At 65.3% G+C, this 24,566-nt stretch carries 20 protein-coding genes; 14 read left to right on the top strand and 6 right to left on the bottom strand.

All coding sequences use genetic code 11. The features are described 5' to 3' along the window. Positions 1-5 precede the first annotated feature (5 nt). Genes ACW7G1_RS10670 through ACW7G1_RS10655 form a run of 4 tightly spaced genes read right to left on the bottom strand, consistent with a single transcriptional unit; the run spans position 6 to position 4,078 of the window. Positions 6-305 (bottom strand): hypothetical protein, encoded by a 300-nt coding sequence (locus tag ACW7G1_RS10670; protein WP_456979692.1) that lies wholly within the window; start codon positions 303-305, stop codon positions 6-8. Positions 306-351: 46 nt separating this feature from the next. Next, entirely contained in the window at positions 352-2,280 is a 1,929-nt protein-coding gene (asnB, locus tag ACW7G1_RS10665; protein WP_456979691.1) for an asparagine synthase (glutamine-hydrolyzing), read from the bottom strand. 2 nt (positions 2,281-2,282) lie between these two features. Further along, complete coding sequence (locus ACW7G1_RS10660; RefSeq protein WP_456979690.1) at positions 2,283-3,047, bottom strand: J domain-containing protein; 765 nt, start codon at positions 3,045-3,047, stop codon at positions 2,283-2,285. Beyond that, positions 3,044-4,078 carry a polysaccharide deacetylase family protein gene (locus ACW7G1_RS10655; RefSeq protein ID WP_456979689.1) on the bottom strand — a complete coding sequence of 345 codons (1,035 nt, stop codon included), beginning with the start codon at positions 4,076-4,078 and terminating at the stop codon, positions 3,044-3,046. Before ACW7G1_RS10655 ends, ACW7G1_RS10660 begins: the two co-directional genes overlap by 4 nt. A gap of 274 nt (positions 4,079-4,352) precedes the next feature. On the opposite strand from ACW7G1_RS10655, the gene ACW7G1_RS10650 reads away from it, so the two are divergent. Genes ACW7G1_RS10650 through ACW7G1_RS10640 form a run of 3 tightly spaced genes read left to right on the top strand, consistent with a single transcriptional unit; the run spans position 4,353 to position 9,220 of the window. Further along, on the top strand, positions 4,353-7,115 hold the full coding sequence (locus tag ACW7G1_RS10650) for a right-handed parallel beta-helix repeat-containing protein (RefSeq protein ID WP_456979688.1): 2,763 nt from the start codon (positions 4,353-4,355) through the stop codon (positions 7,113-7,115). 33 nt (positions 7,116-7,148) lie between these two features. Then, positions 7,149-8,219: a Gfo/Idh/MocA family protein gene (locus ACW7G1_RS10645; protein WP_456979687.1), complete on the top strand. Its 1,071-nt coding sequence runs from the start codon at positions 7,149-7,151 to the stop codon at positions 8,217-8,219. Continuing rightward, positions 8,216-9,220 (top strand): NAD-dependent epimerase/dehydratase family protein, encoded by a 1,005-nt coding sequence (locus ACW7G1_RS10640; RefSeq protein ID WP_456979686.1) that lies wholly within the window; start codon positions 8,216-8,218, stop codon positions 9,218-9,220. The genes ACW7G1_RS10645 and ACW7G1_RS10640 overlap by 4 nt, the downstream gene beginning before the upstream one ends. Here the strand turns inward: ACW7G1_RS10640 and ACW7G1_RS10635 are convergent. Beyond that, positions 9,199-10,419 (bottom strand): glycosyltransferase, encoded by a 1,221-nt coding sequence (locus ACW7G1_RS10635; RefSeq protein ID WP_456979685.1) that lies wholly within the window; start codon positions 10,417-10,419, stop codon positions 9,199-9,201. The two genes, ACW7G1_RS10640 and ACW7G1_RS10635, sit on opposite strands and share 22 nt — an antisense overlap. A gap of 251 nt (positions 10,420-10,670) precedes the next feature. Here ACW7G1_RS10635 and ACW7G1_RS10630 point away from each other — a divergent pair, with 251 nt between their 5' ends. The 11 genes from ACW7G1_RS10630 to ACW7G1_RS10580 all read left to right on the top strand — a co-directional run bounded on the left by ACW7G1_RS10630 (position 10,671) and on the right by ACW7G1_RS10580 (position 23,682). Next, on the top strand, positions 10,671-12,182 hold the full coding sequence (locus ACW7G1_RS10630) for an oligosaccharide flippase family protein (RefSeq protein ID WP_456979902.1): 1,512 nt from the start codon (positions 10,671-10,673) through the stop codon (positions 12,180-12,182). Between the two features lie 15 nt (positions 12,183-12,197). After that, positions 12,198-13,316, top strand: coding sequence for a glycosyltransferase family 2 protein (locus tag ACW7G1_RS10625; RefSeq protein ID WP_456979684.1), 1,119 nt, complete (start codon positions 12,198-12,200; stop codon positions 13,314-13,316). A 121-nt stretch (positions 13,317-13,437) separates the two neighbouring features. Then, positions 13,438-14,712, top strand: a complete 1,275-nt coding sequence (locus ACW7G1_RS10620; protein WP_456979683.1) for an O-antigen ligase family protein — start codon at positions 13,438-13,440, stop codon at positions 14,710-14,712. After that, the gene (locus ACW7G1_RS10615; RefSeq protein WP_456979682.1) at positions 14,709-15,932 is read left to right on the top strand and encodes a glycosyltransferase; all 1,224 of its coding nucleotides are present in this window, start codon (positions 14,709-14,711) and stop codon (positions 15,930-15,932) included. The genes ACW7G1_RS10620 and ACW7G1_RS10615 overlap by 4 nt, the downstream gene beginning before the upstream one ends. Before the next feature lie 112 nt (positions 15,933-16,044). Next, positions 16,045-16,293, top strand: coding sequence for an acyl carrier protein (locus ACW7G1_RS10610; RefSeq protein WP_456979681.1), 249 nt, complete (start codon positions 16,045-16,047; stop codon positions 16,291-16,293). 8 nt (positions 16,294-16,301) lie between these two features. Continuing rightward, a complete protein-coding gene (locus ACW7G1_RS10605; protein ID WP_456979680.1) occupies positions 16,302-17,876 on the top strand; it encodes a class I adenylate-forming enzyme family protein in 1,575 nt (524 codons plus the stop codon). Then, entirely contained in the window at positions 17,873-18,865 is a 993-nt protein-coding gene (gene nadE, locus ACW7G1_RS10600) for an NAD(+) synthase (protein ID WP_456979679.1), read from the top strand. The genes ACW7G1_RS10605 and nadE overlap by 4 nt, the downstream gene beginning before the upstream one ends. Continuing rightward, positions 18,855-19,940, top strand: a complete 1,086-nt coding sequence (locus ACW7G1_RS10595; RefSeq protein WP_456979678.1) for a hypothetical protein — start codon at positions 18,855-18,857, stop codon at positions 19,938-19,940. The genes nadE and ACW7G1_RS10595 overlap by 11 nt, the downstream gene beginning before the upstream one ends. 15 nt (positions 19,941-19,955) lie before the next feature. After that, positions 19,956-21,173 carry a GNAT family N-acetyltransferase gene (locus ACW7G1_RS10590; RefSeq protein ID WP_456979677.1) on the top strand — a complete coding sequence of 406 codons (1,218 nt, stop codon included), beginning with the start codon at positions 19,956-19,958 and terminating at the stop codon, positions 21,171-21,173. Next, a complete protein-coding gene (locus ACW7G1_RS10585) occupies positions 21,170-22,435 on the top strand; it encodes a glycosyltransferase family 4 protein (protein ID WP_456979676.1) in 1,266 nt (421 codons plus the stop codon). The genes ACW7G1_RS10590 and ACW7G1_RS10585 overlap by 4 nt, the downstream gene beginning before the upstream one ends. Then, positions 22,432-23,682, top strand: coding sequence for a pyridoxal-dependent decarboxylase, exosortase A system-associated (locus ACW7G1_RS10580; RefSeq protein ID WP_456979675.1), 1,251 nt, complete (start codon positions 22,432-22,434; stop codon positions 23,680-23,682). Before ACW7G1_RS10585 ends, ACW7G1_RS10580 begins: the two co-directional genes overlap by 4 nt. 27 nt (positions 23,683-23,709) lie before the next feature. Here ACW7G1_RS10580 and ACW7G1_RS10575 read toward each other — a convergent pair whose 3' ends face one another. Further along, on the bottom strand, positions 23,710-24,534 hold the full coding sequence (locus ACW7G1_RS10575) for an acyltransferase (protein WP_456979674.1): 825 nt from the start codon (positions 24,532-24,534) through the stop codon (positions 23,710-23,712). Positions 24,535-24,566: the final 32 nt, after the last annotated feature.

The following is a 24,566-nucleotide window of genomic DNA, read 5'->3' as shown; positions in this document are numbered from 1 at the left end:
CGGGGTCACTGATGCTCAAGCCGCATTGCGATATCGCCTGCGAGGGTGTCCAGCGTCCGGAATGGGTTGCGCTCAAGCGGCATGCCGATCCCGTCGGCCAGCACGAACTCGACCCCGGTCTCATCGTGGATGCGCTCCTCAGCATCGACGATGAAGCTCATCAGGGTCAGTGATTCGACGGTGCTGTCGGGGCCGACGAGCGGGAAGTCCGGTGACTTCGACAATTGCCGGGTTTTCGGCAGCTGTGTGTTGATCGCATCGATGGAGCGATGGAGCAGGTCAACGATCGCTTCTTGGCTTCTCATGGTTTCTCATGCTGTTGGGGGAGTGGACGGATGTGGCGCGCAGGCATCACTTGCGTTGTGACAACAGCAATGTCGACACGATGCCGACGAAGGCCTGGTTGTCGGCGAAGCCGGTGACCTTGCCGGCGCGCGCCTTGGCATACAGGCGTGTTACGGCCGCGGTATCGAACAGTCCGGTGGACCTCAGGTGCGTGGGATCAAGCAGCGCGGCAACGTAGTCCAGCGGGCGGCCGTCGACGAAGAAACTCTGGCTGTCCGGTGCGCGGTAGGGTTGTTTGGTGCGGGCGAGGATGTTGGCTGGCAACAAGTCGCCGAGCGCTTTGCGCAAGATCGCCTTTTCGGTGAGCCCCTGGATCTTCCACGCTGGCGGCAGGCGGTTGGCGAATTCGACCAGCGTGTGGTCCAGGTAGGGGAAGCGGCCTTCGATCGAGCCGGCCATTGCCACCCGGTCGCCCTGGCTCGACAGCAGGTAGCCGGCGAGCAGCGTCTTGGCTTCGACGTATTGGTCGCGCGCCAGGGGCGCCCAACGCATCATGTTGTCGGGCAGCCGCGATTCGGCGAATCCGAGCGCGTCCCAGTCGCCGGCGCTGGCGCGTAATTCCGGCGAAAGAAACGACAGTGCGCGTTGCGAGGTGGTCCATCGCGGCACGTGGGCGAACACGGGTCGATCGATATGTTGCAGGCCCTGGCCGAAGAACGCCGCCGCCAGTGCCGGATTGGCGGCGGGCGAGTTCTCGAGATAGCCATACAGCCGGCCCAGCAGTTTGGGACGCAGTTTCGAATCTGGCTGGCGGGCCCAGAAGCGACGTACCTTGGCTTCCTTGAACAGGTCATATCCGCCGAACACCTCATCGGCGCCCTCACCAGTCAGAACGACCTTGTAGCCATGCTCCCGTACCGTTTTGGCGAGCAGCATCAGGGGCACCCCGGCGGTGCGCAGGACCGGCGTCTCGGTGTGGGCGATAAAGCGCGGGAACGCGTCCCCGATATCGCGCGCGCCCACCCGCAGCGTGGTGTGCTCGGTGCCCAGGTGTCGGACCATCGCTTGCTGATGGACGCTCTCGTCGAACTCGGGCTGATCGAAGGCGACCGAAAACGTGCGGACCGGGTTGTTGGTGAAGGTGCGGGCGAGGGCAACGATGCCGGACGAATCCAGGCCACCGCTGAGGTAGGCACCCACCGGCACATCCGCGCGCAGCTGCAGTCGGATGGCGTCGATCAGGCGCTCGCGCAGTTCCGCCGCAGCCTCGTCGATGCTGCGCCAGGGGACAGCGGGACAGGATTGTCCGGTCTCGGGGAATGTCCAGTCCCAGTAGCGGTTGAGGGAGCTTCGACCGTCCTGCTCGATGGTCATCAGATGACCGGGTGGCAGGCTGTGTACATCCTCGTACACGGTGTCCGGATCAAGCGGCGCCCAGTAGCTGAAGGTCTGGACAAGTCCACGTGCAGACAGTTGCGCCTTTTCGGGCACGGCGGCGAACAATGCCTTCATTTCCGACGCGAACCACAGCGCGTTGCGGGCACGGGTGTAGTACAGCGGCCGGATCCCGAAGCGGTCGCGAGCCAGCACCAGGCGGCGTCGCGTCGCGTCCCACAGTGCGATCGCGAACTGCCCATTGAGGTGCTGCACGAAATCATCGCCGTAGCGGTCGTAGAGGTGCACGATCACTTCGGTATCGGATCGGGTGTAGAAGCGATGACCCTTTGCTTCCAGCTCGGCGCGCAGTTCGAGGTAGTTGAAGATCTCGCCGTTGAAGACCGTCCACACCGTGCCCTGCGGGTTGTGGATCGGTTGCGCGCCGGTCGCCATGTCGATGATTGACAGTCGCGCGTGCGCCAGGCCGATCCCGGCGTCCACGTGATAGCCGAAGCCGTCGGGTCCGCGGTGGCGCAGGGTGCTGATCATGCCCTCGATCGTGGCGTGCTCCTGCCCGGCCGCAACCGGGTGACCCACGTATCCGGCCAGGCCGCACATCGTCAGGCGGTCCCGGAATGACGCGCAAACGACGCCGCGACCGGCAGCGCCGTGGACTTGTGTTGGAGCTCGACCAGGCAAGCGCCTGGTCGCCTGGTCAGCTGCTTGTCCTGGAGAGGCGCCGGCCGTGGGTGGGCGACCGGTAGCGGGTGCAGTGGGGAGCTGTACCAGTCGACCACCTGGCCGCACTCGAAGCGCACCCACGAGGGGCCATAAACCCAGTGCTCACCATGGCTGGTGTCAACGATGGGTGGGCCGGCGAGCTCGGTAACCGCGTCGGGCTCCATCCCCAATTCGACGAGGGTGGGGACGGGCGGGGTGGAATCCCCGCGGACGGAGGAGGAAGCCTGTCGGGCGGACGTGGTGCCCGTATCGAGGCCGGGGATCAGGTTCCACAGGGGGGTGATCGCCACCAGGCTGAGTACAAGCAGCAACCAGCGATTGGGCCGTTGGTGGAGCGCCACGGGCGGTCGTTCACGCCTGGCTTGGAGTACGCGTTGCGGATCGGCAGCCATGGTGGAAAAATCCGGCACTGCCGCGGGTGTCGTCCCCGGGAGCCGACCATGCCGGCGATAAAAACCGAGCGCTGCCGAGTAGTGCAGGTTCAGTGCCTTCAGTCCCTCGGAGTCATGCTCACCGTCGCCCATCCGGTCCGGGTGCAGTTCCGCGACCCGGCGACGATAGGCCTGCTTGAACGCCTGCAGCGTGCAGCCAGGCTCCACTCCCAGCTCCCGGTACAGCTTCAGGAAGTCGGTGTCGTCGCTCATAGCGGTCCCCGGAGATGATCGCGCGGGGCTTCGGTGCTTCGGCAAAATACCTGGGGCAGCGCCACCATGGCGTGGAACAGGCTGCTTTCCATGCCAGCCTCGATGGCGACGCGGGGCATGTCGTGCCGGGACGATTCGCGGGTGGCGATTCCGCCGTAGTAGGAAAATGCCAAACGCACCCCGGCCTCGTCCAGGCAGCGACGGGTGTGTTCATCGAATGCGTCCCGACCGCCTACCGGGTACGCAAAATAGTCCATGGGCTGGTCCAGCTCCTCGCGCAAGCGCGCGGCACAGCCAGAGATTTCCTCGCGTTGCTGCTCAAGTGGCAACCGCGACAAAACCGGGTGGTGCATGGTGTGGCCACCAATGGTCATCCCGTGAGCCGCCATGTCACGGATCATGTCCCAATCCATCCAATGGCCCGCCACCGGCCCTGCCGCGCTATTGCAGCCCGCCTGTTCGCGCAGCGTGGCCAGGAACCCCGCCGCGTCCTCGCCCTGCAGGGATTTGTAGGTCTTCAACAGCGTGCGGATGATGGCGTCATGATTACCGTCTTCCAGCGACAGCGGGCCCGGTAGCCAGTCACGCAGCTCCAGCTGCCGCGCGGGGGTGGTGCGGACCAGCATCGCGATTTCGTCCCACCACGGCAGGCAGGGGCGGTCGATGAAACCGGTGGCGATGAAGAACGCTGCCGGGAGCCCATGCTGGCGAAGCAACGGGTAGGCGAGCTCGTAGTTGTCGAGATAGCCGTCGTCGAAAGTGATGGCGACATGGCGGCCGCCGGGCTGTTCCAGCGCCGATTCGATCTCGTCCAGCGCGATGACGTCGCTATGGGTCTTGAGCAACGACAGCTGGTTATCGAAAGCGGTACAGGACGCACTCCACAGCGCGCGATCATGGACCGAGGCACTGCCGTCGCCAACACGGTGGTAGTTGAGTATCAGCACGCCCTCCCAGGGCAGCGCCGTGGACACCAGCCGCCGCAGGCCGGGGGCTGCCAGCAGTCTCGCCGCTTGAACTTTCTTTCCCATTGCACCCTCCAGCGCATGCGCGACTGTCCGGTGTCTGTGCCGTGTTGGATCGTCGTCATGAAGGTGGAACGGAAAAACGCGCAGATACCGGCAACATGTACCGGCACCTGTCGCCACGCGTGTCGCGCAGACACTACGAAGGCCGGTGCCGCCCGCGTTCGACGTTCCTGAAGCCATGCACAGAGCACACCAACCCACCAATCTCCGTTCGCTCCGATGGCAAGGCCGGCGCGGCCATCGTGGCTGGCGCGGATCGATACCCTTTCGCGCACTGTTGACCGGGTTGCTCTGCCTTGCAGGGCTGGCGGCAGGACCAGCGGCGGCGACCGAGTGGTTTGTATCCCCGACGGGTAATGACGCCACCGGCGACGGCCGCCTGCAGTCGCCGTTCCGGACCATCAAGCACCTGCTTTCGCAGAACGAAGGTATCGCGCGCCGGGGCGACACGATCATCCTGCGTGGCCCGCCGGGCAACAACACCTACAACGAGTGTGATGTGCGGTTACGGGTAACGCTGACGCTGCAGTCCTACCCGGGCGAGCGGGCGCATATCCATTGCGATATCCACACCCCCGACAGCGTGACCATCCAGATCGACCCGGACGCCTCGGGCAGTGCATTGAGAAACCTGGAGATCAGTGGCGGTAGCGTCTATGGCGTGATGATGCAGACCAACTGGTACCAGGGGGACGACGAGGGCGGGACCGGTGCTTCCCACATCGTGCTGGAAGACCTGGTGATCCACGATACCGGCCGCGACGGCATCAAGATCACGCCGAAATCGAACAACGTGACGATCCGGCGCACGGAGATCTACAACACCGGTGCGATCTATCCGCCGGGAACGCCGACCGACGACATGAACGCTGACGGCATCGACAATGTCAACGGTTCGGCGATGGTGGTGGAGGACAGCTACCTCCACGACATTGCCACCACCGGCCTGTACTTCAAGGGCGGCGCGGCGGACGTGGTAGTCCAGCGCAACCGGATCGAGGACACCGGCGCCGCGGGAATCCTGGTCGGCTTCGACACCAGTCCGGAGTACTTCGACATCAGCATCAACCCGCGCTATTACGAGTCGATTCGCGGGGTCGTGCGCAACAACGTCATCCGCAACACCGCCTATGCGGGCATCGGCTTGTATGCGGCCAAGGACGCGGTCGTTGCCAACAACACCATCATCGACGCCGCCCGTGTCGGCCATGCAGCGCTGTACTTCGGCATCAGCTTCCAGGATTGGGGGTCCCATGCCGGTCGCCCACCCAGTGTCAATCCGCGCCTGGTCAACAACCTGGTGCAGATGCAGGGGGGGAGCTGCATCGAGATCCGGCAGTCACGCGAGCTGGGTGGCCTGTCGGGACTGGAAGGCTCGCCGGGCAGCAACTGGAACGGGTTCGAGCGCGGCGGCTGCCGTTTTGTCGACAACCGCACCGGGTCGGGAGTGATGCAGGCGTCTACGGGCTCGCTGGCTCAATGGCGGGAGCGAACCGGCTCCGATACCGACAGCCTGCTGGCCAGCTTCCCGCTTGACCCCAAAGGCAAGCCATTGGCGGGCAGCGCCGCGGTGGACGCCGGCACCACCGTGGCGGAAGTTCGTGATGACATCGAAGGCGTCAAGCGCATGGCGCCATACAACATCGGCGCCTTTGAAAGTGTCGCGCTGGTGCCTGCCGGTGGGCCGCCCGTCGCCCGGGTACCCGCAGGGAGCAGCGCCGCACCCATGGCCGAGCCGCCACTTGCGGCGCTCGTAGCGCCCGCCGTGCTCGCGCCCAGGAAGCAGCGAAGTTTGATGTCCTTGTTGCCCTGGCTGTTGCCCTTGGGCCTCTTGCTCGCGTCCGTGGCATACGCCATCGGCCTCATCCGCAAGCGCAACGTCATGGGCTGGTTGCTGGCCTACCTGCGCCAGGACTGGCGCGAACCCGTGCCGGCCGGTACCACGCGGCACCTGCTGTTCTGCTTTGTCGACCATTACGAGCCGGCTTGGCAAAAGCCCGGCCTGGCGGTCGAGCGCGCGCGCGTTGCGCGTTGGCGTCAGGACCTGCCGGCGTTATGCGCGCATCATCGTGACGCCGATGGCAGGGCCCCGGTGCATACCTTCTTCTACCCCGAGGAGGAGTACCGGCCCGAACACATCAATGCCTTGGTGGAGCTGTGCCGGCAGGGACTTGGCGAGATCGAGATCCACCTGCACCACGATGACGATACCGAAGCCGGGCTGCGTGAAAAGCTGTCGCGATTCACCGAGGTCCTTGCCAGCCGGCATGATGCTTTGCCACGCGATCCTTTCACCGGCCAGCCACGCTGGGCGTTCATCCATGGCAACTGGGCGCTGGACAATTGCCACCCAAGCGGTCGCCATTGCGGTGTGGACAACGAGCTGGCGGTATTGCGCGAGCAGGGCTGCTATGCCGACTTCACCCTGCCGGCGGCGCCTGATCCCTGCCAGACCCGGACGATCAACCGGATCTATTACGCGAAGGGCGATCCGGGCAGGAAAAAGTCGCATGACACCGGCGTGCCGGTGCGGGCCGGGGGCGTGGAGCAGGGCGACCTGATGATCATCCAGGGACCGCTGGGGTTGCGTTGGAGGAGTCGCAAGTTCGGCATCTTCCCGCGCATCGAGAATGCTGACGTGCGCGCTGGTTGCCCGCCCACCCGTGAGCGCATCGACGGTTGGGTGAAAACCGGGATCCACGTCGTCGGCCGGCCCGAGTGGATCGTGGTCAAGGTGCACACCCACGGCGCCGAGGACGACGACATGGAGACCTTGCTGGGTAGCGCCATGGACGACGCCTATGCGTATATGGAGTCGCGCTACAACGACGGCCACCAGTGGAAGCTCCACTACGTCAGTGCGCGAGAGACCTACAACATCATCAAGGCGGCCGAACGTGGCCATCGCGGTGACCCGGGCCGCTATCGCGACTTCGAGATTCCACGTCCGGCGTACGGATCCGGCCAGGGCGAGGCCCGGCCGGCGGACGTTGCTCCGGCAAGCAACGAACGCTGCAGTGCTGCCGCCAGTGGGCATTGAATCGCACAAGGACCGGGAGCAGGGGAAGTGCGCATGAGGGTGGGAATCGTGGGCTGTGGAAAGATCGCCGACGGCCACGCAGAGCAGCTGCGGACGGTCGCCAGGGCGGATCTGGTCGCCGCCTGCGATCGCGAACCGTTGATGGTGGAGCAGTTTGCGCAGCGCTGGCCGGGGATTGCGCGCCACACAGACTTCGAGCGGATGGTCCGCGAGGAGCGACTGGACGTGGTGCATCTGGCGACGCCACCGGACTCACACGTGGCGCTGGCCTGCGCTGCGTTGGACATGGGCTGCCATGTGTTCGTGGAAAAGCCCTTTGCTCTGGATGCAAAAGGCGCGGCGCGCATCCTGGACGCGGCGCGTGCCGCAGGCAAAAAGGTCAGCGTCAACTACCTGTACAACTTCGAATCCCCGGCGCTGGAGCTGCACAAACTGATTGATGGCGGAGCGCTGGGCAGCGTCGTCCACCTGGAAACGGCCCTTGGCTACAACCTCGCCGGGGACTACGGCATCGCGGTGATGTCCGACCCGATGCACTGGGTCCACCGGCTGCCCGGCAAGCTGTTCCACAACGTGCTCGATCACGTGCTGGCCAAGCTGGTGGCACACATTGACGATGACTTCACGGTGCAGGCAACGGCCCTGAGACGGAGGGCGGCGACCGGTAACGAGGCCATTGATGCGATGCCCGACGAACTGCGCTTCCTGCTGCAAGGCAGCAACGGCGTTACCGCATCGGGCATGGTGAGCTCGCATGCCCGTCCGGTTTCGCACACGCTGAAGGTCTACGGCAGCCGCGACACGGTGGAGCTGGACTACGCGTGCCGCACCCTCGTGCGCAGCGCCCGCCAGACCCAGCCCAGCTCGCTTGGCCGACTGTTTCCGCCGTGGGTGCAAGCCGCGCGCTTCGGCGGTAATGCCACGCGCAACCTGGGGGCGTTCTGGCGTTATCAGTCCCATTATTTCCAATGCATGCGGGTTTTGCTGGAAGCGTTCTACCTCGCCATTGAAGACAACAGCGCCGATCCGATCGCGCATGCCGAGATACTGCGGGTGGCAAAAATGATCGACGCCATTGTCGCGGCGCTGGAGGTGCGCCCGTGAGGGTCCTGCTGACGGGTGCAGGCGGCTTTCTCGGGCGGCGCCTGGCGCGGAGCTTGCTGGAGGAGGGCATCACCGACCTGAAGGTCCACTTTCGTCATTCGGCGCCCGAGGACTTCGTCGCCGAGTTGAGGCAGGGCTACCCGGGTGCCCGCATCGACGTCGTGCTGGGCAACCTGCTCTACGGCCACGATGCCATCGGGCTGGTGCAGGACGTGGATTGCGTGGTGCATGCGGCGGCGGGGATGCGTGGTTGTCCGGCGGACATGTTTGCCAACACGGTGGTCGGCACGCGCAACCTGCTGGACGCTGCAGGCGTCGCCGGCGTGCAGCGCATCGTATTGGTCAGCTCCTTCTCGGTGTATCGGACCGAGGCCCTGGCGAAGGGTGCGGTGCACGACGAATCGGTGGAGGTCGAGACGGTCGGCATCGACAAGGGCCCCTACGCGTACGCCAAGACGCGGCAGGAGCACTTGCTTGCGGAGTACCGCACGCGCCAGGGCTTCAAGACCGTGGTGCTGCGCCCCGGGGTGATCTACGGCCCCTGTGGTGGCGCGCTGTCGTCGCGCATCGGGATCCGGGCGCTCGGTTTGTTCTTCCACCTGGGACGCAAGGCCACGTTGCCGCTGACCTATGTCGACAACTGTGCGGATGCGATTGCCCGGGCCACGGTGTCCGGCGTGGATGGATGTGCCTACAACATCGTTGACGACGAGCTGCCCAGTTGCAGCCAATACCTGCGCGCCTACCAGGCCGCCGTTGGCCGGATGCGGGTGCTGCCGGTACCGTACTGGCTGTTCATGCTGGGCTCGAAGCTGCTGGTTCGCTACAACCGGGCGTCAAAAGGACAGTTGCCGGCGGTGTTCACGCCCTACGTCGTGCGCTCCATGTACCGGGACTTCCGCTATCCGAATGCGGCACTGAAACGCCTGGGCTGGGAGCAGCGGGTCACGACCGCCGACGGGTTGCAACGCAGTTTCCGCTACTTCTCGCAACGCTCCTGATGGCCTGACGCCACGGTATAGAGATCGTCGTGGCTGCGGCGCATGGCCTCTATCGAGCCGCTTTCACGAACCCAGTCCCGCGCAGCCATGCCCAGGCGGGCGCGCAACCCGGGATCGCCAAGCAGGTCTTCCATGACGACGCGCGTCGCATCGCGATCATCGGACGGCACCAGGCGCCCGGTGTGCCCGTCGGTGATGATCTCCGGGTTGCCGCCGACTTCGGTGGCAACGATGGCCAAACCGGCCGCGCAGGCTTCCAGCAGCGCAATCGACAAGCCTTCGGTCAGCGAGGGAAGCGCGAAGATATCGAACGCGGGCAGCAGTTGGGCGACGTCGTTGCGGGCGCCGGGGAAATGCACGCGGTCGCTGATCCCGAGCGTGTCCGCAAGGCCCTCCAGCTCCGCCCGCAAAGGCCCGTCGCCCACCAGTGCCAACTGGAGCGCAGGGCAGGTCGCGGCCAGTGCCGGCATCAGATCCAGTAGCAGCCGGTGGTTCTTGAGCGCGACCAGCCGGCCTACCGAGCCGATCAGCATCGCATCCGGCGCAACCCCCAGGACCGCGCGCGCCGCGGCACGTGCGGCCGGCCCGGACACGTAACGTTTCGTGGGAATGCCGTTGAGCACGACGGCGCTGCGTTCAGCGGAGACGATGCCGCGATCGACGAAGCGCTCACGCACCTGCATGCCTACCATTGCCACCCGCGCGGTACGCAACAGCGACAGGCGGTACAGCCAGCGCAGGCGTCGGTTGGCCAGTCGCGAGCCCATGTTGTGACAGGTATTGACCAGCACCGGTCGACAATGACGACGGCGATGAGGCCATATCAGCGCCAGCGCGGCGTAGTAGTTGGGGACAAAGTTATGGGTATGGACGACATCGGCGTCGCAACCGTTCACGGCGCGACGCAACGCACGCAGTACGCCGATGTCGAATGTGCGTCGCTTGCCGGCAACGATGACCCGGACTCCGGCGGCATCCAGGTCGGCCTCGAAGCTCCCGCCGGCGGCGATGCTGAGTACGACGACCCGGTGGCCATGGGCAGCCTGCTCGATGGCCAGGTCGGTAACGACCCTCTCCAGTCCGCCCAGTTCCAGTGAATCCACGACGTGGACGATACCCAGAAGGCGGCCGCTGACCGCAGAATGGGCCGGGTCTGCGCCACCGACCACTGTCGGGGTCCGGTAGGCATCAATGCTCAATACATGCTCCGCGCGGTGAGGATCTGCGAAGCATAGCCAAATGCCGTTCGACGGCAACCAGTGCGGAACCGCGTGCGGCGGCAGCTGCGTTCCTGCGGTGCCTTCACGACGGGAGCGTGGCCGGCGGGGGCGTCGCCGTGCGTTTGTCACAGTAGGCTCCGCTTGAATTGCGATCACATCCCTTGTCGCACCAGCACATAAACAAGCAGACAAACCAGCAGTTCAGCGGTCTCGCCGCAATTCGCGGTGCGATGATGGTGATGGGGTCAACGTATGTCACCTACGCACTGGGGCTGCTGGCCAGCATCATCGTTGCACGGGTGCTGGGGCCCGACGATTTTGGGCGCTACGCCTACGTCGTCTGGTTGGCCGGTCTGCTGATCATGATCGGCAACAACGGCTTGAATGCTTCGACGATCCGCTTCGTCTCCGAAAGCCTGGGGCGCCAGTCACCCGGGTCGGCACGCGCCGTCCATGGCTGGGCACGGCGCCGCCAATACGCATGCCTGATGTTGGTTGCCGTGGCCTTCGCGGCGTTGTTTCCATTCTCGATGCCGGACGGTTGGGAAGGACACGCATGGGTCTTCGTCGCACTGACATTGTGTGCAGCGATCCCGAAGGCGCTGTTCCTGTTCGACGCCTCCGTTGGCAAGGGCTACGGCCGTTACGAGGTCGAGGCGCTGTCGGCCGTGGTGATGAGCATCATCAACATCATCGCCGTGCTGGTACTCATGCAGATGGGGGCCGGGCTTATCGGTTACATGGCGCTGTTTGCGGCGACCAGCGTGGGCTACGCGGTGTCGTCACGGCTACGGCTGCGTGCACGTGGCCTGCATCCCACCCGGGCCCCGGTGCCCCCCGAGTTGCTGGCGCGGTTGCGCCCCCATCTGTTCTGGACGTTGATCCTCGCGTTGGCCTACGCATTCAACAACAAGTCCATCGAGACCTATCTGCTGAACGATCTTGTGGGCGCGGCGGCGGTCGGCTATTTCGCGATTGCCGGTGCGCTGACCAAGGGGGGCATGGAGATGTTGTCCTCCGGTTTGTCGACGGTGCTGATGCCGATGATGGCGCACGCGTATGGACAGGGACGCGACGAGCGCGCCGGGCTGATCATGGCCAGCGCGATGCGCTATTTCTCGTTCATCGGTCTATTGCTGGCCGGCATCGGCGTGTTGGTGGCGGCACCCGCGGTCACGCTCCTGTACGGAGATGCCTACGCTGGAGTGATCCTTCCCTTCCAGATCATGATTGCGGTGGCCGGGCTGACGCTCGCCGATGGCGCTCTCAACGCACTGCTTTCCACCACCGACAACCAACGCATCCGCGTCGTCTTCGTCGCCGTGTCGCTGGGCATCACCGCTGCCCTGGCTTTCTGGTTGATTCCCCGTTTTGGGCTGATGGGCGCAGTGATCGCACACGCCGGCTCACGACTCATCGTCTTCATCGCCATTGCCTGCGGAATCAGCCGGATGATGCGCATGCATGTGCCGTGGCGCGAACTGGCCCGACTGCTGCTCGCCGCCGTGGTTGCCGCGATGGTCGCTGCGGTGCCGATGATCATGGTGCCGGGGCAATGGATCGGTTGGGTGGCAAGTGTCCTGTACGCCGTTGTTTTTGTTTCCGGCAGTGTTGTTTTCGGGGCGTGGCGGGCGCCCGATGCGGCGCAACTGCTTGGGTTCCTGGCGCAGTACCCGCGTCTGCACGCCCGCCTGGCGGGGCCCATTGGGCGCTGGGCGCAGGGGTTGCCGAATGGGCATTGACGGGAGCCGGAAGCGATGAGCATCGTCTTCTGGGGCTGCGCGGCGCTGATCACGTTCACCTATGTCGGATATCCCGCGTGGGTGCATGTGCTGGCAAAACTCCGGCCCCAGCCGGTGGCGAGATCGCCCATCACCCCGACTGTCACCGCCATTGTTTGTGTGTATGACGGTGAAAAACGGGTGCGTGCCAAGCTGGAGAACCTGCTGTCGCTGGATTATCCCTCGGCATTGCTGGATGTCGTGGTGGTCTGCGATGGCTGCACGGACCGGACGGCCGATGCCTGCCGCGCCATGGACGCCCGGCGCGTGCAGGTGCTCGAGTTCAGCCGTCGCCGTGGCAAGGCGGCGTGTCTCAACGACGCCGTCGCGGCGGCGAGTGGGGACATCCTGCTGATGGTCGACGTGCGCCAACGCATCGAACTGCTGGCACTGCGGGCACTGGTGGCCTGTCTGGCCGATCCCATGGTGGGTGCCGTGGGCGGGGAGTTGCGTTTCGAGCACCCCGGCACCGGGTTTGCCGCCAGCGTGGATGCCTACTGGCGCTATGAAAAGGCCATTCGGCATGCGGAAAGCCAGGCCGGTTCGGTGGTGGGAGTGAGTGGCGCGCTGTACGCGGTGCGCAGGGAGCTTTTCGTCCCGTTGCCCGAGGGCACGGTGCTGGACGATGTGCTGGTTCCGATGCAGGTGGTCCGGCAACGCCGGCGGGTGGTGTTCGAGCCGGGCGCGCGGGCCTGGGACCACGCCTCGGACTCGGTTGCAGACGAGCGACGGCGCAAGGTCCGCACGCTCGCTGGCAACCTGCAACTGGTACAACTGGCGCCATGGCTGGCCAACCCGCTGCAGAACCCGATCTGGTTCCGTTTCAGTTGCCATAAGCTGCTGCGCCTGGTGGCGCCGTGGGCGCTGTTGTTGATGCTGGTTGCGGTTGCTGCGCTGGCTTCGCAGCATCCGTTCTATCGGGCATGCCTGGTCGCCGCGGCGCTGGTTGCGGTGGTAGTGGCGGCGGCTCCGGCGGTACCGCGACTGGCGTCGATGTGGCCGGTCAGGCTGCTGGTTGCCTTCGTTCACATGAACCTGTATTCCGCGCAGGCGACCGTGGCATTCGTTCGCCGGCGGACGCTGCATCTGTGGTGACCCCGCGCGGCAGTCGCTTGCGTTGTCCCTGCGTGTCGATGGAGGTATCGCGTGCGGCGCGGCCCGATTCGGCGCGAGCCCGTGGAGTACGGGCGGATGGTTCTGCGGGAGACGCCTGACATTGGTTCCTTTCATTTTCATCGTGGCTTACCTGGTGCTCGTGCTGGTACGTCCCCAGGAGTATCCGCAATGGGCGCAGACGGGCATTCCGTTCCTGCCGATCGCGTTGGTGACGGCGCTGCTGGCATGGCTGCCGTCCAGTGACAAGCGTTTTGACGAACCCCAGTACGTGCTGCTGGCGCTGCTGCTGGTGGTCACCAGCCTGTCGGTTGCCATCAACGGCTGGACCGGCGGCGCGGTGGAGCATTTCAACGTGTTCGCCCCGACGCTGGTCGCGTTCGTCCTGCTTGCCAACACAACCCTGACCCGCAAACGGGTGGTGTTCGTCATTGGTGTGTTTACGGCCTGCGCCGTGCTGCTGGCAATACATGGCATCAAGCAGTCCGCGACCGGGCTGGGCTGGACCGGGATGCCGCTGGTCGATGACGGCCGCATCCAGTACGTCGGTATCTTCAGCGACCCCAATGATCTGGGCATGCTGTTTGTGATCTGCATGCCCATGGCCGTCTATCTCGGCGGCCGTGGCGGATTGTTGGGTTTGCGGCGACTGGTCTGGATGACGGCCGCGGGCTTGCTGCTGTACGGAATCTATCTCACCAACTCGCGTGGCTCGTTGCTCGCGCTGGTAGTGATGAGCGGGGCCTACCTGTGGCAGCGACGCGGGCCGGTCACCGCGTTGGTGCTGGCCGCGGTCTGCCTGACGCTGTTGAAACTGCTGCCGTCACGACTGGATCAGCTCGACGTTCAGGAGCAATCCGCGAGCGGTCGCGTGGAAGCGTGGTACGAAGGGATGCAGATGTTCATTGCCAACCCCGTGATCGGTGTCGGCACGGGTCGGTTTACCGATTTCAACGCGCTCACTGCACACAACTCGCTCATTCTGGTGCTGGCCGAGAACGGGTTCATCGGTTTCATCATCTGGTTTGCCTTCATGGGCTACTGCTTCTGGATGATGGTTCGGATCCTGCGTCACGTACCCGAGTTGGTAGACGATGAGGACGCGCTCGAGTGGCAGCGCGACCGCACGATTGCAATGACGTTGCTGGTGTCGCTGGTGGGGTATGCCGCCACCGCGTTCTTCCTCAGCCGCAGCTACGTCATGCTGCCGTACCTGCTGGCCGCGCTGGTCGTGGCGCATTTCACCGGCGTACGGGAGCGGTTCCCGGACATCCGGCCATTCCACCTCAGCCAGGACCTGCTTCGCTGGTTGCTGCTGGGCTGCGTCGCGGTCGTGGGGTTCTACGTGATGCTCAAGATACTGCTGGCAATGTCATGACCAGCGCACAGCGAGTGCCTGAGGCAGCGGCATCCCGCGACAAGCCGTCCACGCTTCGCATCGCCCTGGTGACGCCGATACTGCCGGTACCCCATGACAAGACCCGGGGCCGCTACATTCACGAGACCGCGCGCGCGCTGGCCCGGCTGGCCACGGTGCGGGTGTTCCTGCCACAGGTGCGCTATCTGCGCTTGCCCGGGCTGGCACCGCGCAGCTTCCTGCATGGCGAGGTTGGCGCGGACTACCAGCTCGATGGCATTGAGCTGGAACCCTATACCTACCCGGGGGTGCCCGGGCTTTCGCGAGCCACCAATGGCGTTGTCGGTGCCCATGCGCTGACCCCGCGGCTGCGTGCATTCCGGCCTGACGTGGTACTCGCGTACTGGGTATATCCCGATGGCTACGCGGCGCTCCACGCAGCGCGACGGTTGGGTGTGCCTTGCATCGTCGGCGCGCGTGGCTCGGATATCCACGTGCGATCGGGTGTCAACGCCTACCTGACACGCAAGGTGCTCGCCGGCGCGGACGCGGTGCTCACCGTCAGCCAGGCCATGCGCGCCGCTGCCATCGACACCTTTGGCGCGCCGGGCTCCAAGGTGCGCACGATCGTCAACGGCATCGATACCCAGGTGTTTCATCCCCGTGACCGCAGCACCATGCGCACGCGCCTGGGAATCGAGCCTGACGCGCGGCTGGTCACCTATGTGGGGAGGTTCGTCGAATCCAAGGGCCTCATCGAGCTGTTGCAGGCATTCGCCGCCATCGCCGGGCGCGATCCGCGCGTGCGCCTGGCGCTGGTCGGCGACGGTGTGATGCGGACACAGCTGCCGGAGCTGATCCGTGGCCATGCACTGGAGTCGCGCGTGTACCTGCCGGGCAGCATGGAGCCGACCGGCGTCGCGGAGTGGATCGGCGCCTCCGACGTGCTGACGCTGCCGAGTTGGTCGGAGGGCTACCCCAACGTGGTGGTCGAAGCCATTGCGTGTGGATGCCCGGTGGTGGTGAGTGATGTCGGTGGCGCGGGGGAGATCGTCAACCCGCGCAGTGGCATCCTGGTGCCGCCCCGCGATCCGGCGGCGCTGGAACGGGCGTTGGACACGGCATTGGCAAGCGACTGGGATCGCGCGGCAATGGCAGTGTCGATGCGACGTGGCTGGGATGACGTCGCCACTGACACCCTGGCCGCTTGCGAGCAGGTACTGGCCGGCCGCGGCCCCTGAGCGACGCGCTCGAGCGGCGGCAAACCCAAACGGCTGCAAATACGAGTGTCGGCCGGTTGCCGCAGCGGATGTCGTTCTACTTTGTACCTGATGCTGCGAGCCACCGACTGCAATGGACTTCAAGAGTACGATCAAGCCCTTCATCCTCGGCAACTTCCTGTTTACCGAGGACACCAGCGCCCTTGCCGATGACACGTCACTGATCCGTGGTGGAATCGTGGATTCGACCGGGATCCTCGAGCTTATCGAGTTCATGGAGACGACCTACGGCATCCGCGTCCAGCCTGCGGAGATGGTCCCGGCAAACTTTGATTCGCTCGACACCATCAGTGCGTTCCTGTCCCGAAAGATGGCGGCGTGAGTCACACGATGCAACCGCTTGCCTCACGCTTGCTTGCCACCGCCCGATCCGACCCGCACCGGGTTGCGATCGTGGATGGCGAGCGCCGGGTGACCTACGGGGAACTGGCGGATGGTGCGAAGCGTTTCGCCGGATGGCTGCGGGCGCGCGGACTGGGCGCCGGCGAGCGTATCGCCATGGCGCTGCCCAACTGCACCGAAGCCGTCATCGCCTGCTACGGCAGTTGGTTGGGCGGCTGTGTGGCGGTGCCGCTGAATGTGCAGGCCCGAGGACACGAACTGGGCGCCTGGCTCCGTCATGCCCGGCCGAAGGTGCTGGTTCACGAGGCCGGAAACAAGGAAGTCGATGCGGCGCTGGCTGCGGTCGGCTCTGCGCCATTGCGCATCGTATTGGGCGCGGGAGAAGTACCGGCCGGCGGCATCGTTTGGCAGCAGGTGCTTGAATCTGCACCAGCGCTGTCGACCGCACACATTGTCGAACCGGTTGCGACCATCCTGTACACGTCCGGCACTACCGGCTCACCCAAGGGGGTGACCCTGACCCACGCGAACGTGGCCGCCAATACCGGCGCCATCGTCAGCTATCTGGAGCTGACCCGACGCGACAGCACGGTCACGGTACTGCCGTTCTATTACTCCTATGGCGCATCGGTGCTGCACACGCATCTGGCGGTCGGCGGTCGCGTGGTACTTGAGCCGAACCTGGTGTTCCCGGTCGTGGTCGTGGAAACCATCGAGCGTGAGCGGGTCACCGGATTTTCCGGCGTCCCATCGACATTCTCGTTGCTGCTTGAACGGGTGCCCCTTGCCGAGCACGACCTGTCCTCATTGCGGTATCTCACCCAGGCCGGCGGGGCAATGCATCCGGCGCTCATCAAGCAGGTGCGCGAGGCTATCCCGCAGGCGCGATTGTTCGTGATGTATGGCCAGACCGAGGCCACCGCACGTCTGGCATGGCTACCGCCAGAGCGTCTGGATGACAAGCCCGGATCAGCCGGCAAAGCGATCCCCGGTGTGCAGGTTGAAGTGCGTGACGACGCCGGCCGGACGCTGCCGCCGGGTGCCGCAGGTGAAGTCTGGGCGCGCGGCGACAACGTCATGGCCGGCTACTGGAACGACCCGGTCGCCACCGCACGGGTACTGCGCGACGGTTGGCTGCGCACCGGTGACATGGGGCATATCGATGACGAGGGCTATCTGTACCTGGACGGGCGACGCAGCGACATGATCAAGACCGGGGCGCACCGCGTGCACCCGCTGGATGTGGAAGAAGTCGTGTGCGAGTTGCCCGGGGTCGTTGATGCCGCGGTCGTCGGCGTCGATGAGCCAACGCTGGGACAGGTCATCAAGGCCTTCATCGTGGTCGGTGACGGCGCGCGGGTGGATGCCGACCTGGTCCGTGGCCATTGCCGCCAGCGCCTGGCGACCTACAAGGTTCCCCGGCACGTGGAGTTTGTACCGGCATTGCCAAGGACTGCTTCCGGCAAGGTCCGGCGCGCCGTACTGGTCGATCCCTCATTGGCCGAGCGGTCATGGACGGGGCCGACATCAGCTGTGTCGTCCGCCGTGCAGGAGGTTCCGTGAAACCGCTGACTTTCGATGTGCTCAAGATCGACCTGGAGCGCGAAGCGGCGCGTATCGCCGCCCGCGTGCGTGAGGTTACCGCTGGCGTGTTGCACAAACGTGGGCTGGTGGTGGCGATTTCCGGTGGCATCGACTCGTCGTGCTGCGCGGCGCTGGCGGTGCGTGCGCTTGGACCGGAACGCGTGTTTGCGTTGATCCTGCCGGAGCGTGACTCCCATGACGACAGCGCCGTCCGGGCCGGCATCCTTGCCGGGCATCTGGGCATCCGCGCATTGACGGTGGATATTGCCCCGGCGCTGGAGGCCATCGGCTGTTACGCCGAGCGCGATGCCGCGGTGCGTCGTGCACTGCCCGCCTATGCGGATGGCTGGCGCTTCAAGATCGTGATCGATGGCGGAGTCGAGGGCCGCGTCAACATCTTCAAGCTGGTCGCCGAGGCACCGGACGGGACGATACATGAGTGTGCGCTCGGCCTCTCGGAATACCTGCAGATTGTTGCGGCGACCAACTTCAAGCAACGCATCCGCAAGACCCTGGAGTACTACCACGCGGACCGGCTCAATTATGCCGTGGTCGGCACCCCCAACCATCTGGAGTACGACCAGGGCTTCTTCGTGAAAAACGGCGATGGCTCCGCGGACATCAAGCCGATTGCCCACTTGTACAAGACCCAGGTCTACGCGATGGCGCGGCATCTCGGCCTGCCAGAGCGGGTCTGCGACGTGGTGCCGACGACCGACACCTACAGCCTCGCGCAGGGACAGGACGAGTTCTATTTCGCGTTGCCCTACCGGGAAATGGATCTAGCGCTTTGGGCGCGCGACCATGGCTATCCGGCCGGTGAACTGGGGCGTGCGCTGGACATCGACGTGGCACGGGCGGAGTCGATTTACGCCGACATCGACAACAAGCGCCGCACGACCCGCTACCTGCATGAGCCGCCGGTGCTGGTTGGCGCCATGGACGTGGAGCAAGGACATGGGCGTTGAGTGCGCCGTTGCGCCCCCGGCGTACTCGATATGTGCTGCCGACAGCGCCGATGATGCCCGCAGCGCGACGATCCAGGCCTGGCGCGGCAACCTCAGTGGTTGCGACGAGCTGCAGGGGGAACGCTTTGACGCGCTGTTCACCCGCTCGCCGTTTGGCGTGCCCGCGCTGCGCTTCATCGTTGATGGATCCAGCGGTCGCCGGGTAGGCGTGGCGGCTTTGGCGCCACGGCTGATGAGCCTGGGTGGCGACGAGGTCCGCGTAGGCGTGGTGTCCCATCTGGCCATCGATCCGGAGCACCGCTCGCTGGGCCCGGCCTTGATGCTGCTCGATGAACTGCTTGCCGTGGGAGCAGGGCGCTTCGACTTCATATATGGACTGCCGCGAAACAGTGAAGGCGCCGATGCCGCGCTGAGGCGGGCGGGGCTGAAGCCGGTCGGCGTGATGGAGCGGCATATAAAGCTGGTGCGGCATGGTTTCTATCTGGCGCGCCGGTTGCCGGCCCTGCTGGCTCCCGTGGCGCGCATTGTCGGTTGGATCGCCGATGTGGGCGATCGGTTCCGCGGGGTGTCGCCGGGGTCGACCCACGAGACCGAATGGGTAAAGGTCGTGGACGGACGCATGGACCAGATCTGGGCGACCTCCGGGCCCGGTACGGCGCTGACGGCCACGCGCGATGCCCGGATGCTGGGCTGGCGGTTTGACCAGTCGGCCGATCCCATCACGCGTTACCTTGTGGTCAGTGATGCCGTAAGCGGCGAGGCACGCGCCTGGTTCGCCTGTGACGTGGATCCCCAGTGGCCGCATATCCTGGATGTGCAGGACTTCTGGTCGGCGGAACCCGGCGGGACGCCGACGCGGGCATTGGTGGAGTCGCTGGTTCGCCAAGCGCGGCGTGACGGATATTCGGCGATCAGTATCCATATCTGTGGCCCGGACACTTCGATCAGTTCGTGGCGATCGGTGGGGTTTGTCGAGCGCGGGCGGCAACAGATCTTTGGTTGCTGGTTGAACCAGGGCTTGCGTGCAGGTGGGCCGCCCGATCTGCATTTCACCAATATCGACCTGGATGGTTAGGAGTATCGCCAGAGCATGGACATGTTGATTGCCAGCCGTCGTGTAGCACCTGCCCGGGCAAGCGTCGCCACTGCGTCGGCGGTGCGTGGTGAATTACTCGACGTGGACCGGTATCCGGGGCTCGCCGTCGATTGGATGCGTTTGGAGTCCCAGTGCGACGCTTCCCCCTTTACCTCCTGGGCGTGGGTATCGACGTGGCTCGCGATGCTGCCAGGCACCTGCCGCCCACTGGTGTTCCGGGCCTCCGACGAGACCGGGGTGTTTGCGCTGTGCTTGTTGGTGAAGGCGCCCGAGCGCGGCGTGGGTCGCTTGTTTGGCAGCCACTCGTTGTTGCTGCAGGAGACCGGCGATGCCCAGGTTGATCAGGTCACCATCGAGTACGCCGGCCTGCTGGTGCGCGCCGGCGCCGAAGCCCTCGGGTATGCGACGCTGTTCGAGTCCATCGAGCGCCTGGGTGGGAGCTGGCGTCGGTTGAGGATCAGTGCCACCGCCCAAGCCGACGCCATCCTGTCTGCGCTGCCGGCCGGCCTGGATGCGGCAAGTGTCGACGCACGCCCATCGTACTTCGTTGACCTGGCTGCGCTGCGGGCGTCGCAGCGCAGCTATCACGCCAGTCTCGGCGCCAGTACCCGCGGGTCGCTCAACCAGACCCGGCGGGGTTACCACGCACATGGCGAGTTGTGTGCACAGGTCGCGGGGGATGCGAATACCGCCCTGGCCTGGCTCGATGAACTCGCCGATCTGCACACCCGATACTGGAACACCCGGGGCAAGCCGGGTTCGTTCTCAAGCGCGTTCTTCTGCCAGTTCCATCGCGCCCTGGTGGGCGCTGGCACGGGCACTGGTTTCACCCGGTTGACCCGCGTCAGCGCCGGACCGCTCATCGTTGGTTATGTCTACAACCTCGCTTGGCGTGATCGGATTTATTACTACAACAGCGGCCTGAACTACGGCGCGCTGCCCAAGCACGACCGTCCCGGGCTGGCTGCATTGCACGCAACGATCGAGCAGGCGCTGGCCGAGGGATGGGATCAGTTCGACTTCCTCGCCGGTGCCCAGGAGTACAAGCGCCGCCTGGCCAGCGACGCGCGCAGGCTTCACTGGGTTGACATCCGGCGCCATGGCGCGCGGATGTCCGGTGAGCGCCTGACCGCGAGGTTGATGAAGAAAAACACATTTGGCAGGTCGCTGGCGAATGCGCGGGCGACAGATGCCGGGCAGCCGGACGCATGAATGACGCATTGGGCAAGAGCCAACAAGTTGACCAGCAGGAGATGATCATGCCGGACGGGGACAGGCAGCCGCGCGTACGCCGCGTGCTCTACCACCATCGCACCCAGGGCAAGGCCGTGGAGGGCGTGCACATTCGCGGCATCACCGATGCCTTGCGCGCGCAGGGGGTTGAAGTCGACATCATCTCGCTGCCGGGCGCCGATCCGTACTCGTCACCCAAGGCCATGTCGCCGACACGCCAGGGCAAGCCCTGGATGGGCGCGGTGACCCACTTGCCGGAGCCGTTGTTCGAGCTGGTCGAGATTGCTTACAACCTGGTGGCCGGGTGGCGGATCCGTGCGTGGCTGCGCCGCAACCCCGATGTGGACTTCATCTACGAGCGCTACTCGTTGTTCATGTTCGAGTCGATACGGATCGCCCGCAAACGCGGGATCCCGATCATCCTGGAGGTCAACGATTCGGCGACGGCGGTGCGGGTCCGTCCACTGTTTTTCCAGAAACTCGCCACCGCCGTCGAACGCTGGGTGTTGCGCAATGCATCGGGATTGGTGTTCGTATCGGGCATTTTCCGTGACCGCGCCCAGGCGGCACACGGTGAGATTGCGCCGGCCATCGTGACCCCGAATGCGGCCAACATCGACAAGTTCACCTTCACCGCGACCCAGCGGGACGAGGCGCGCAAGCGACTGGGACTGGAGGGGCACACGGTCTGCGGTTACCTGGGGGCATTCGTGCCGTGGCATGCGATCGATGCCTTCGTGCACCGTATTGCCGGCCGCCTTGCCGAGGCGCCGAGCCTGAAGCTGCTGCTGGTGGGTGATGGTGCGACCTATCCCGCGCTCAAGGAATTTGTCGATTCGCACGCGCTTGGATCGCAGGTGGTACTGACTGGCCGGGTCCCGCATGACGAGGTGCCGGGTCTGCTCGCGGCGATGGACATGGCCATCCTGCCCAGCGCTGGTGACTACACCTCGCCGGTCAAGTTGTTCGAGTTCATGGCTTGCGGCGTGCCGCCGGTAGCCCCGGACTTCGCGCCTATCCGTGAGGTGCTGGTCGAAGACAAGACGGGTTGGATGTTCAATGCGGGTGATCTCGACGCGGCCGTTGAACGGGTGCTGGTGCAGAGCCGTGACGCCGCCGGGTTGACGCGTGTCGGTGCGAATGCGCGTGCCTACGTCGCGGCCAACCGGCAGTGGCATCACAATATCTCCCAACTGCTCGACTTCCATGCCGCCCTGGCCGGCAAGGCCGTGTCCGCGTGACCGGCGCTTCCAGGAAACCCGACCCCGCGGACGAATGGCCTCGGGACAGCGCCGGGGAGCTGGTGCTTGCCGGTGGCCAGCCGCTGTCACGGGTGGTGGCAGCGGTCGGCGGAACGCCGTGCTATCTGTATGACCGGACGCGTTTGAGCGAGCGAGCAAACGGGCTGCGGGCGTTGCTGCCCCCGCAGGTGCAGCTGCACTATGCGATGAAGGCCAACCCGATGCCGGCGCTGGTGTGCCATATGGCGGGTCTGGTCGATGGTATTGATGTGGCCTCCGCCGGCGAGCTGCGGGTGGCGCTGGATTCGGGCATGTCCGCGCAGCACATCAGTTTCGCCGGGCCAGGCAAGTCCGATCGCGAGTTGTTGCAGGCGCATGCGGCCGGCATCCTGGTCAATATCGAGTCATTCCGTGAGGTCGGGATACTGGCGCGTGCCAGTGAGGCCGATGGACGACCGGCACGCGTCGCGGTGCGGGTCAACCTGCCGTTCGAGCTCAAGGCCTCCGGCATGAAGATGAGCGGCGGTGCGCGCCAGTTCGGGGTTGATGCGGAGCTGGTGCCGGAGCTGCTGGCCGAGATTGCCACCGCCGGACTGGCGTTCGAAGGTTTTCACATGTTTGCCGGCTCGCAGAACCTGCGCCAGGCGGCCATCGTCGAGGCCCAACTGCGTAGCTATGAGCAGGCTCTGGAATGGCAGGACTTGCTACCGGCACCCGTGCGCAGCCTGAACCTGGGAGGCGGCTTCGGCATTCCCTATACCGCCGGCGAATCTCCACTGGATCTGGCGCCGGTGATCGATAACCTGGCAACACTGGGTGCGCGCGCGGAAGCCGACATGCCTGGCGCTCACCTGGTCATTGAGTTGGGCCGTTACCTGGTCGGCGAAGCCGGGCTGTACGTTACCCGCGTGGTTGACCGCAAGATCTCGCGTGGCCAGGTGTTCCTGGTGGTCGATGGTGGCATGCACCACCATCTTGCGGCGTCAGGCAACTTTGGCCAGGTGTTGCGAAGGAACTATCCCGTCTCGATCAACCCCGTTTCGATCAAGGGGCAGGCTGGCGAGCGTGAAATCGCCAGCGTGGTTGGCCCGCTATGTACGCCGCTGGACCTGCTTGCCGATCGCATGGACCTCGCCGTTGCGCAGGTGGGTGATCTGGTGGTGGTGTTCCAGTCCGGCGCATACGGACGCAGTGCCAGCCCACGTGCGTTCCTGGGGCATCCCGACGTAGTAGAGGCGCTGGTCTGAGGAGCGAGTGGCAGCGTGGGTGGCGCGCTACGACGATTGCGCTGACGGCCGGCACAACGGCGCCGCTGGCGCCGCCGCACGGCCGGTAGCCGCTGTGGGCTTTGTCGGCGCGGTCGCGGGTACCAGATGCTCCCGCCCGGGCGGCGGCGCCAGCGTCGCGATGCGCCGGGCCGGATTGCCGGCGACCACCGTGTACGGGTGGATGACACCCGAGACCACCGATTGCGCCGACACGATGCTGCCCTCGCCAATCTCTGTGCCTGGCATCACCAGCACGCCGGTGCCAATCCAGACGTTGTCGTGGACCCTGATCGGCTTGACGTCGTCGAAGCTGGGCCCATCGCCGGCCTTGCGTTGACCCGGGTCGGACGGATGGCCACCGGAGTCCCGGAAGGTGACGCCGCCGGCAACCTGCACGTGTGAGCCGAGCCGGATCTCGCGGCCGACCACGAACAGGACGTCGTGTGACAGGTCGGTGTGGTCACCGATCACCAGCCGCGGCAGCTCAACGAAACTGGCTGCGAAATGGATGCCCAGCTTCCCGCTGACGTGGACATGATCGCCCAACACCAGCTCCCCGCTGCCCTGCACCCAGGGCACGAATATTCCCGCGGTGACACCCTTGCCCACGCGCGTGCAATAGGCCTTCAACAATGGCTCTGCGACAAGTACGCGTCGCAGGAAAAACACGCCGCCGCGCAGCATCAGGAACAGCCACAGATACGGTCGCACCAGCACCCGTGGAGCGGGCAGGGTGATGCGATGTGCGCGTCGACGCAGCGTCCGAAGTGTTGCCGCTGCCGGGTGTGGAGACTTCCTGACCCAGTGGCGAAACGAGGCAAGCGATTTCATGTTATTCCATCCTGCAGGCAGCTGTGGCGTGG

The organism is Lysobacter sp. A378, assembly GCF_054052125.1.
This window is presented reverse-complemented; position numbering and strand designations above follow the sequence as displayed.

Bases quoted from the DNA above. Each gene is read 5' to 3' on its own strand.
- ACW7G1_RS10610 (WP_456979681.1), top strand. From the start codon at position 16,045: ATGGACTTCAAGAGTACGATCAAGCCCTTCATCCTCGGCAACTTCCTG.
- ACW7G1_RS10645 (WP_456979687.1), top strand. From the start codon at position 7,149: ATGAGGGTGGGAATCGTGGGCTGTGGAAAGATCGCCGACGGCCACGCA.
- ACW7G1_RS10605 (WP_456979680.1), top strand. From the start codon at position 16,302: ATGCAACCGCTTGCCTCACGCTTGCTTGCCACCGCCCGATCCGACCCG.
- ACW7G1_RS10575 (WP_456979674.1), bottom strand. From the start codon at position 24,534: ATGAAATCGCTTGCCTCGTTTCGCCACTGGGTCAGGAAGTCTCCACAC.
- ACW7G1_RS10595 (WP_456979678.1), top strand. From the start codon at position 18,855: ATGGGCGTTGAGTGCGCCGTTGCGCCCCCGGCGTACTCGATATGTGCT.
- ACW7G1_RS10660 (WP_456979690.1), bottom strand. From the start codon at position 3,047: ATGAGCGACGACACCGACTTCCTGAAGCTGTACCGGGAGCTGGGAGTG.
- ACW7G1_RS10670 (WP_456979692.1), bottom strand. From the start codon at position 305: ATGAGAAGCCAAGAAGCGATCGTTGACCTGCTCCATCGCTCCATCGAT.
- ACW7G1_RS10615 (WP_456979682.1), top strand. From the start codon at position 14,709: ATGACCAGCGCACAGCGAGTGCCTGAGGCAGCGGCATCCCGCGACAAG.
- ACW7G1_RS10630 (WP_456979902.1), top strand. From the start codon at position 10,671: ATGATGGTGATGGGGTCAACGTATGTCACCTACGCACTGGGGCTGCTG.
- ACW7G1_RS10590 (WP_456979677.1), top strand. From the start codon at position 19,956: ATGGACATGTTGATTGCCAGCCGTCGTGTAGCACCTGCCCGGGCAAGC.
- asnB (WP_456979691.1), bottom strand. From the start codon at position 2,280: ATGTGCGGCCTGGCCGGATACGTGGGTCACCCGGTTGCGGCCGGGCAG.
- ACW7G1_RS10655 (WP_456979689.1), bottom strand. From the start codon at position 4,078: ATGGGAAAGAAAGTTCAAGCGGCGAGACTGCTGGCAGCCCCCGGCCTG.
- ACW7G1_RS10585 (WP_456979676.1), top strand. From the start codon at position 21,170: ATGAATGACGCATTGGGCAAGAGCCAACAAGTTGACCAGCAGGAGATG.
- ACW7G1_RS10625 (WP_456979684.1), top strand. From the start codon at position 12,198: ATGAGCATCGTCTTCTGGGGCTGCGCGGCGCTGATCACGTTCACCTAT.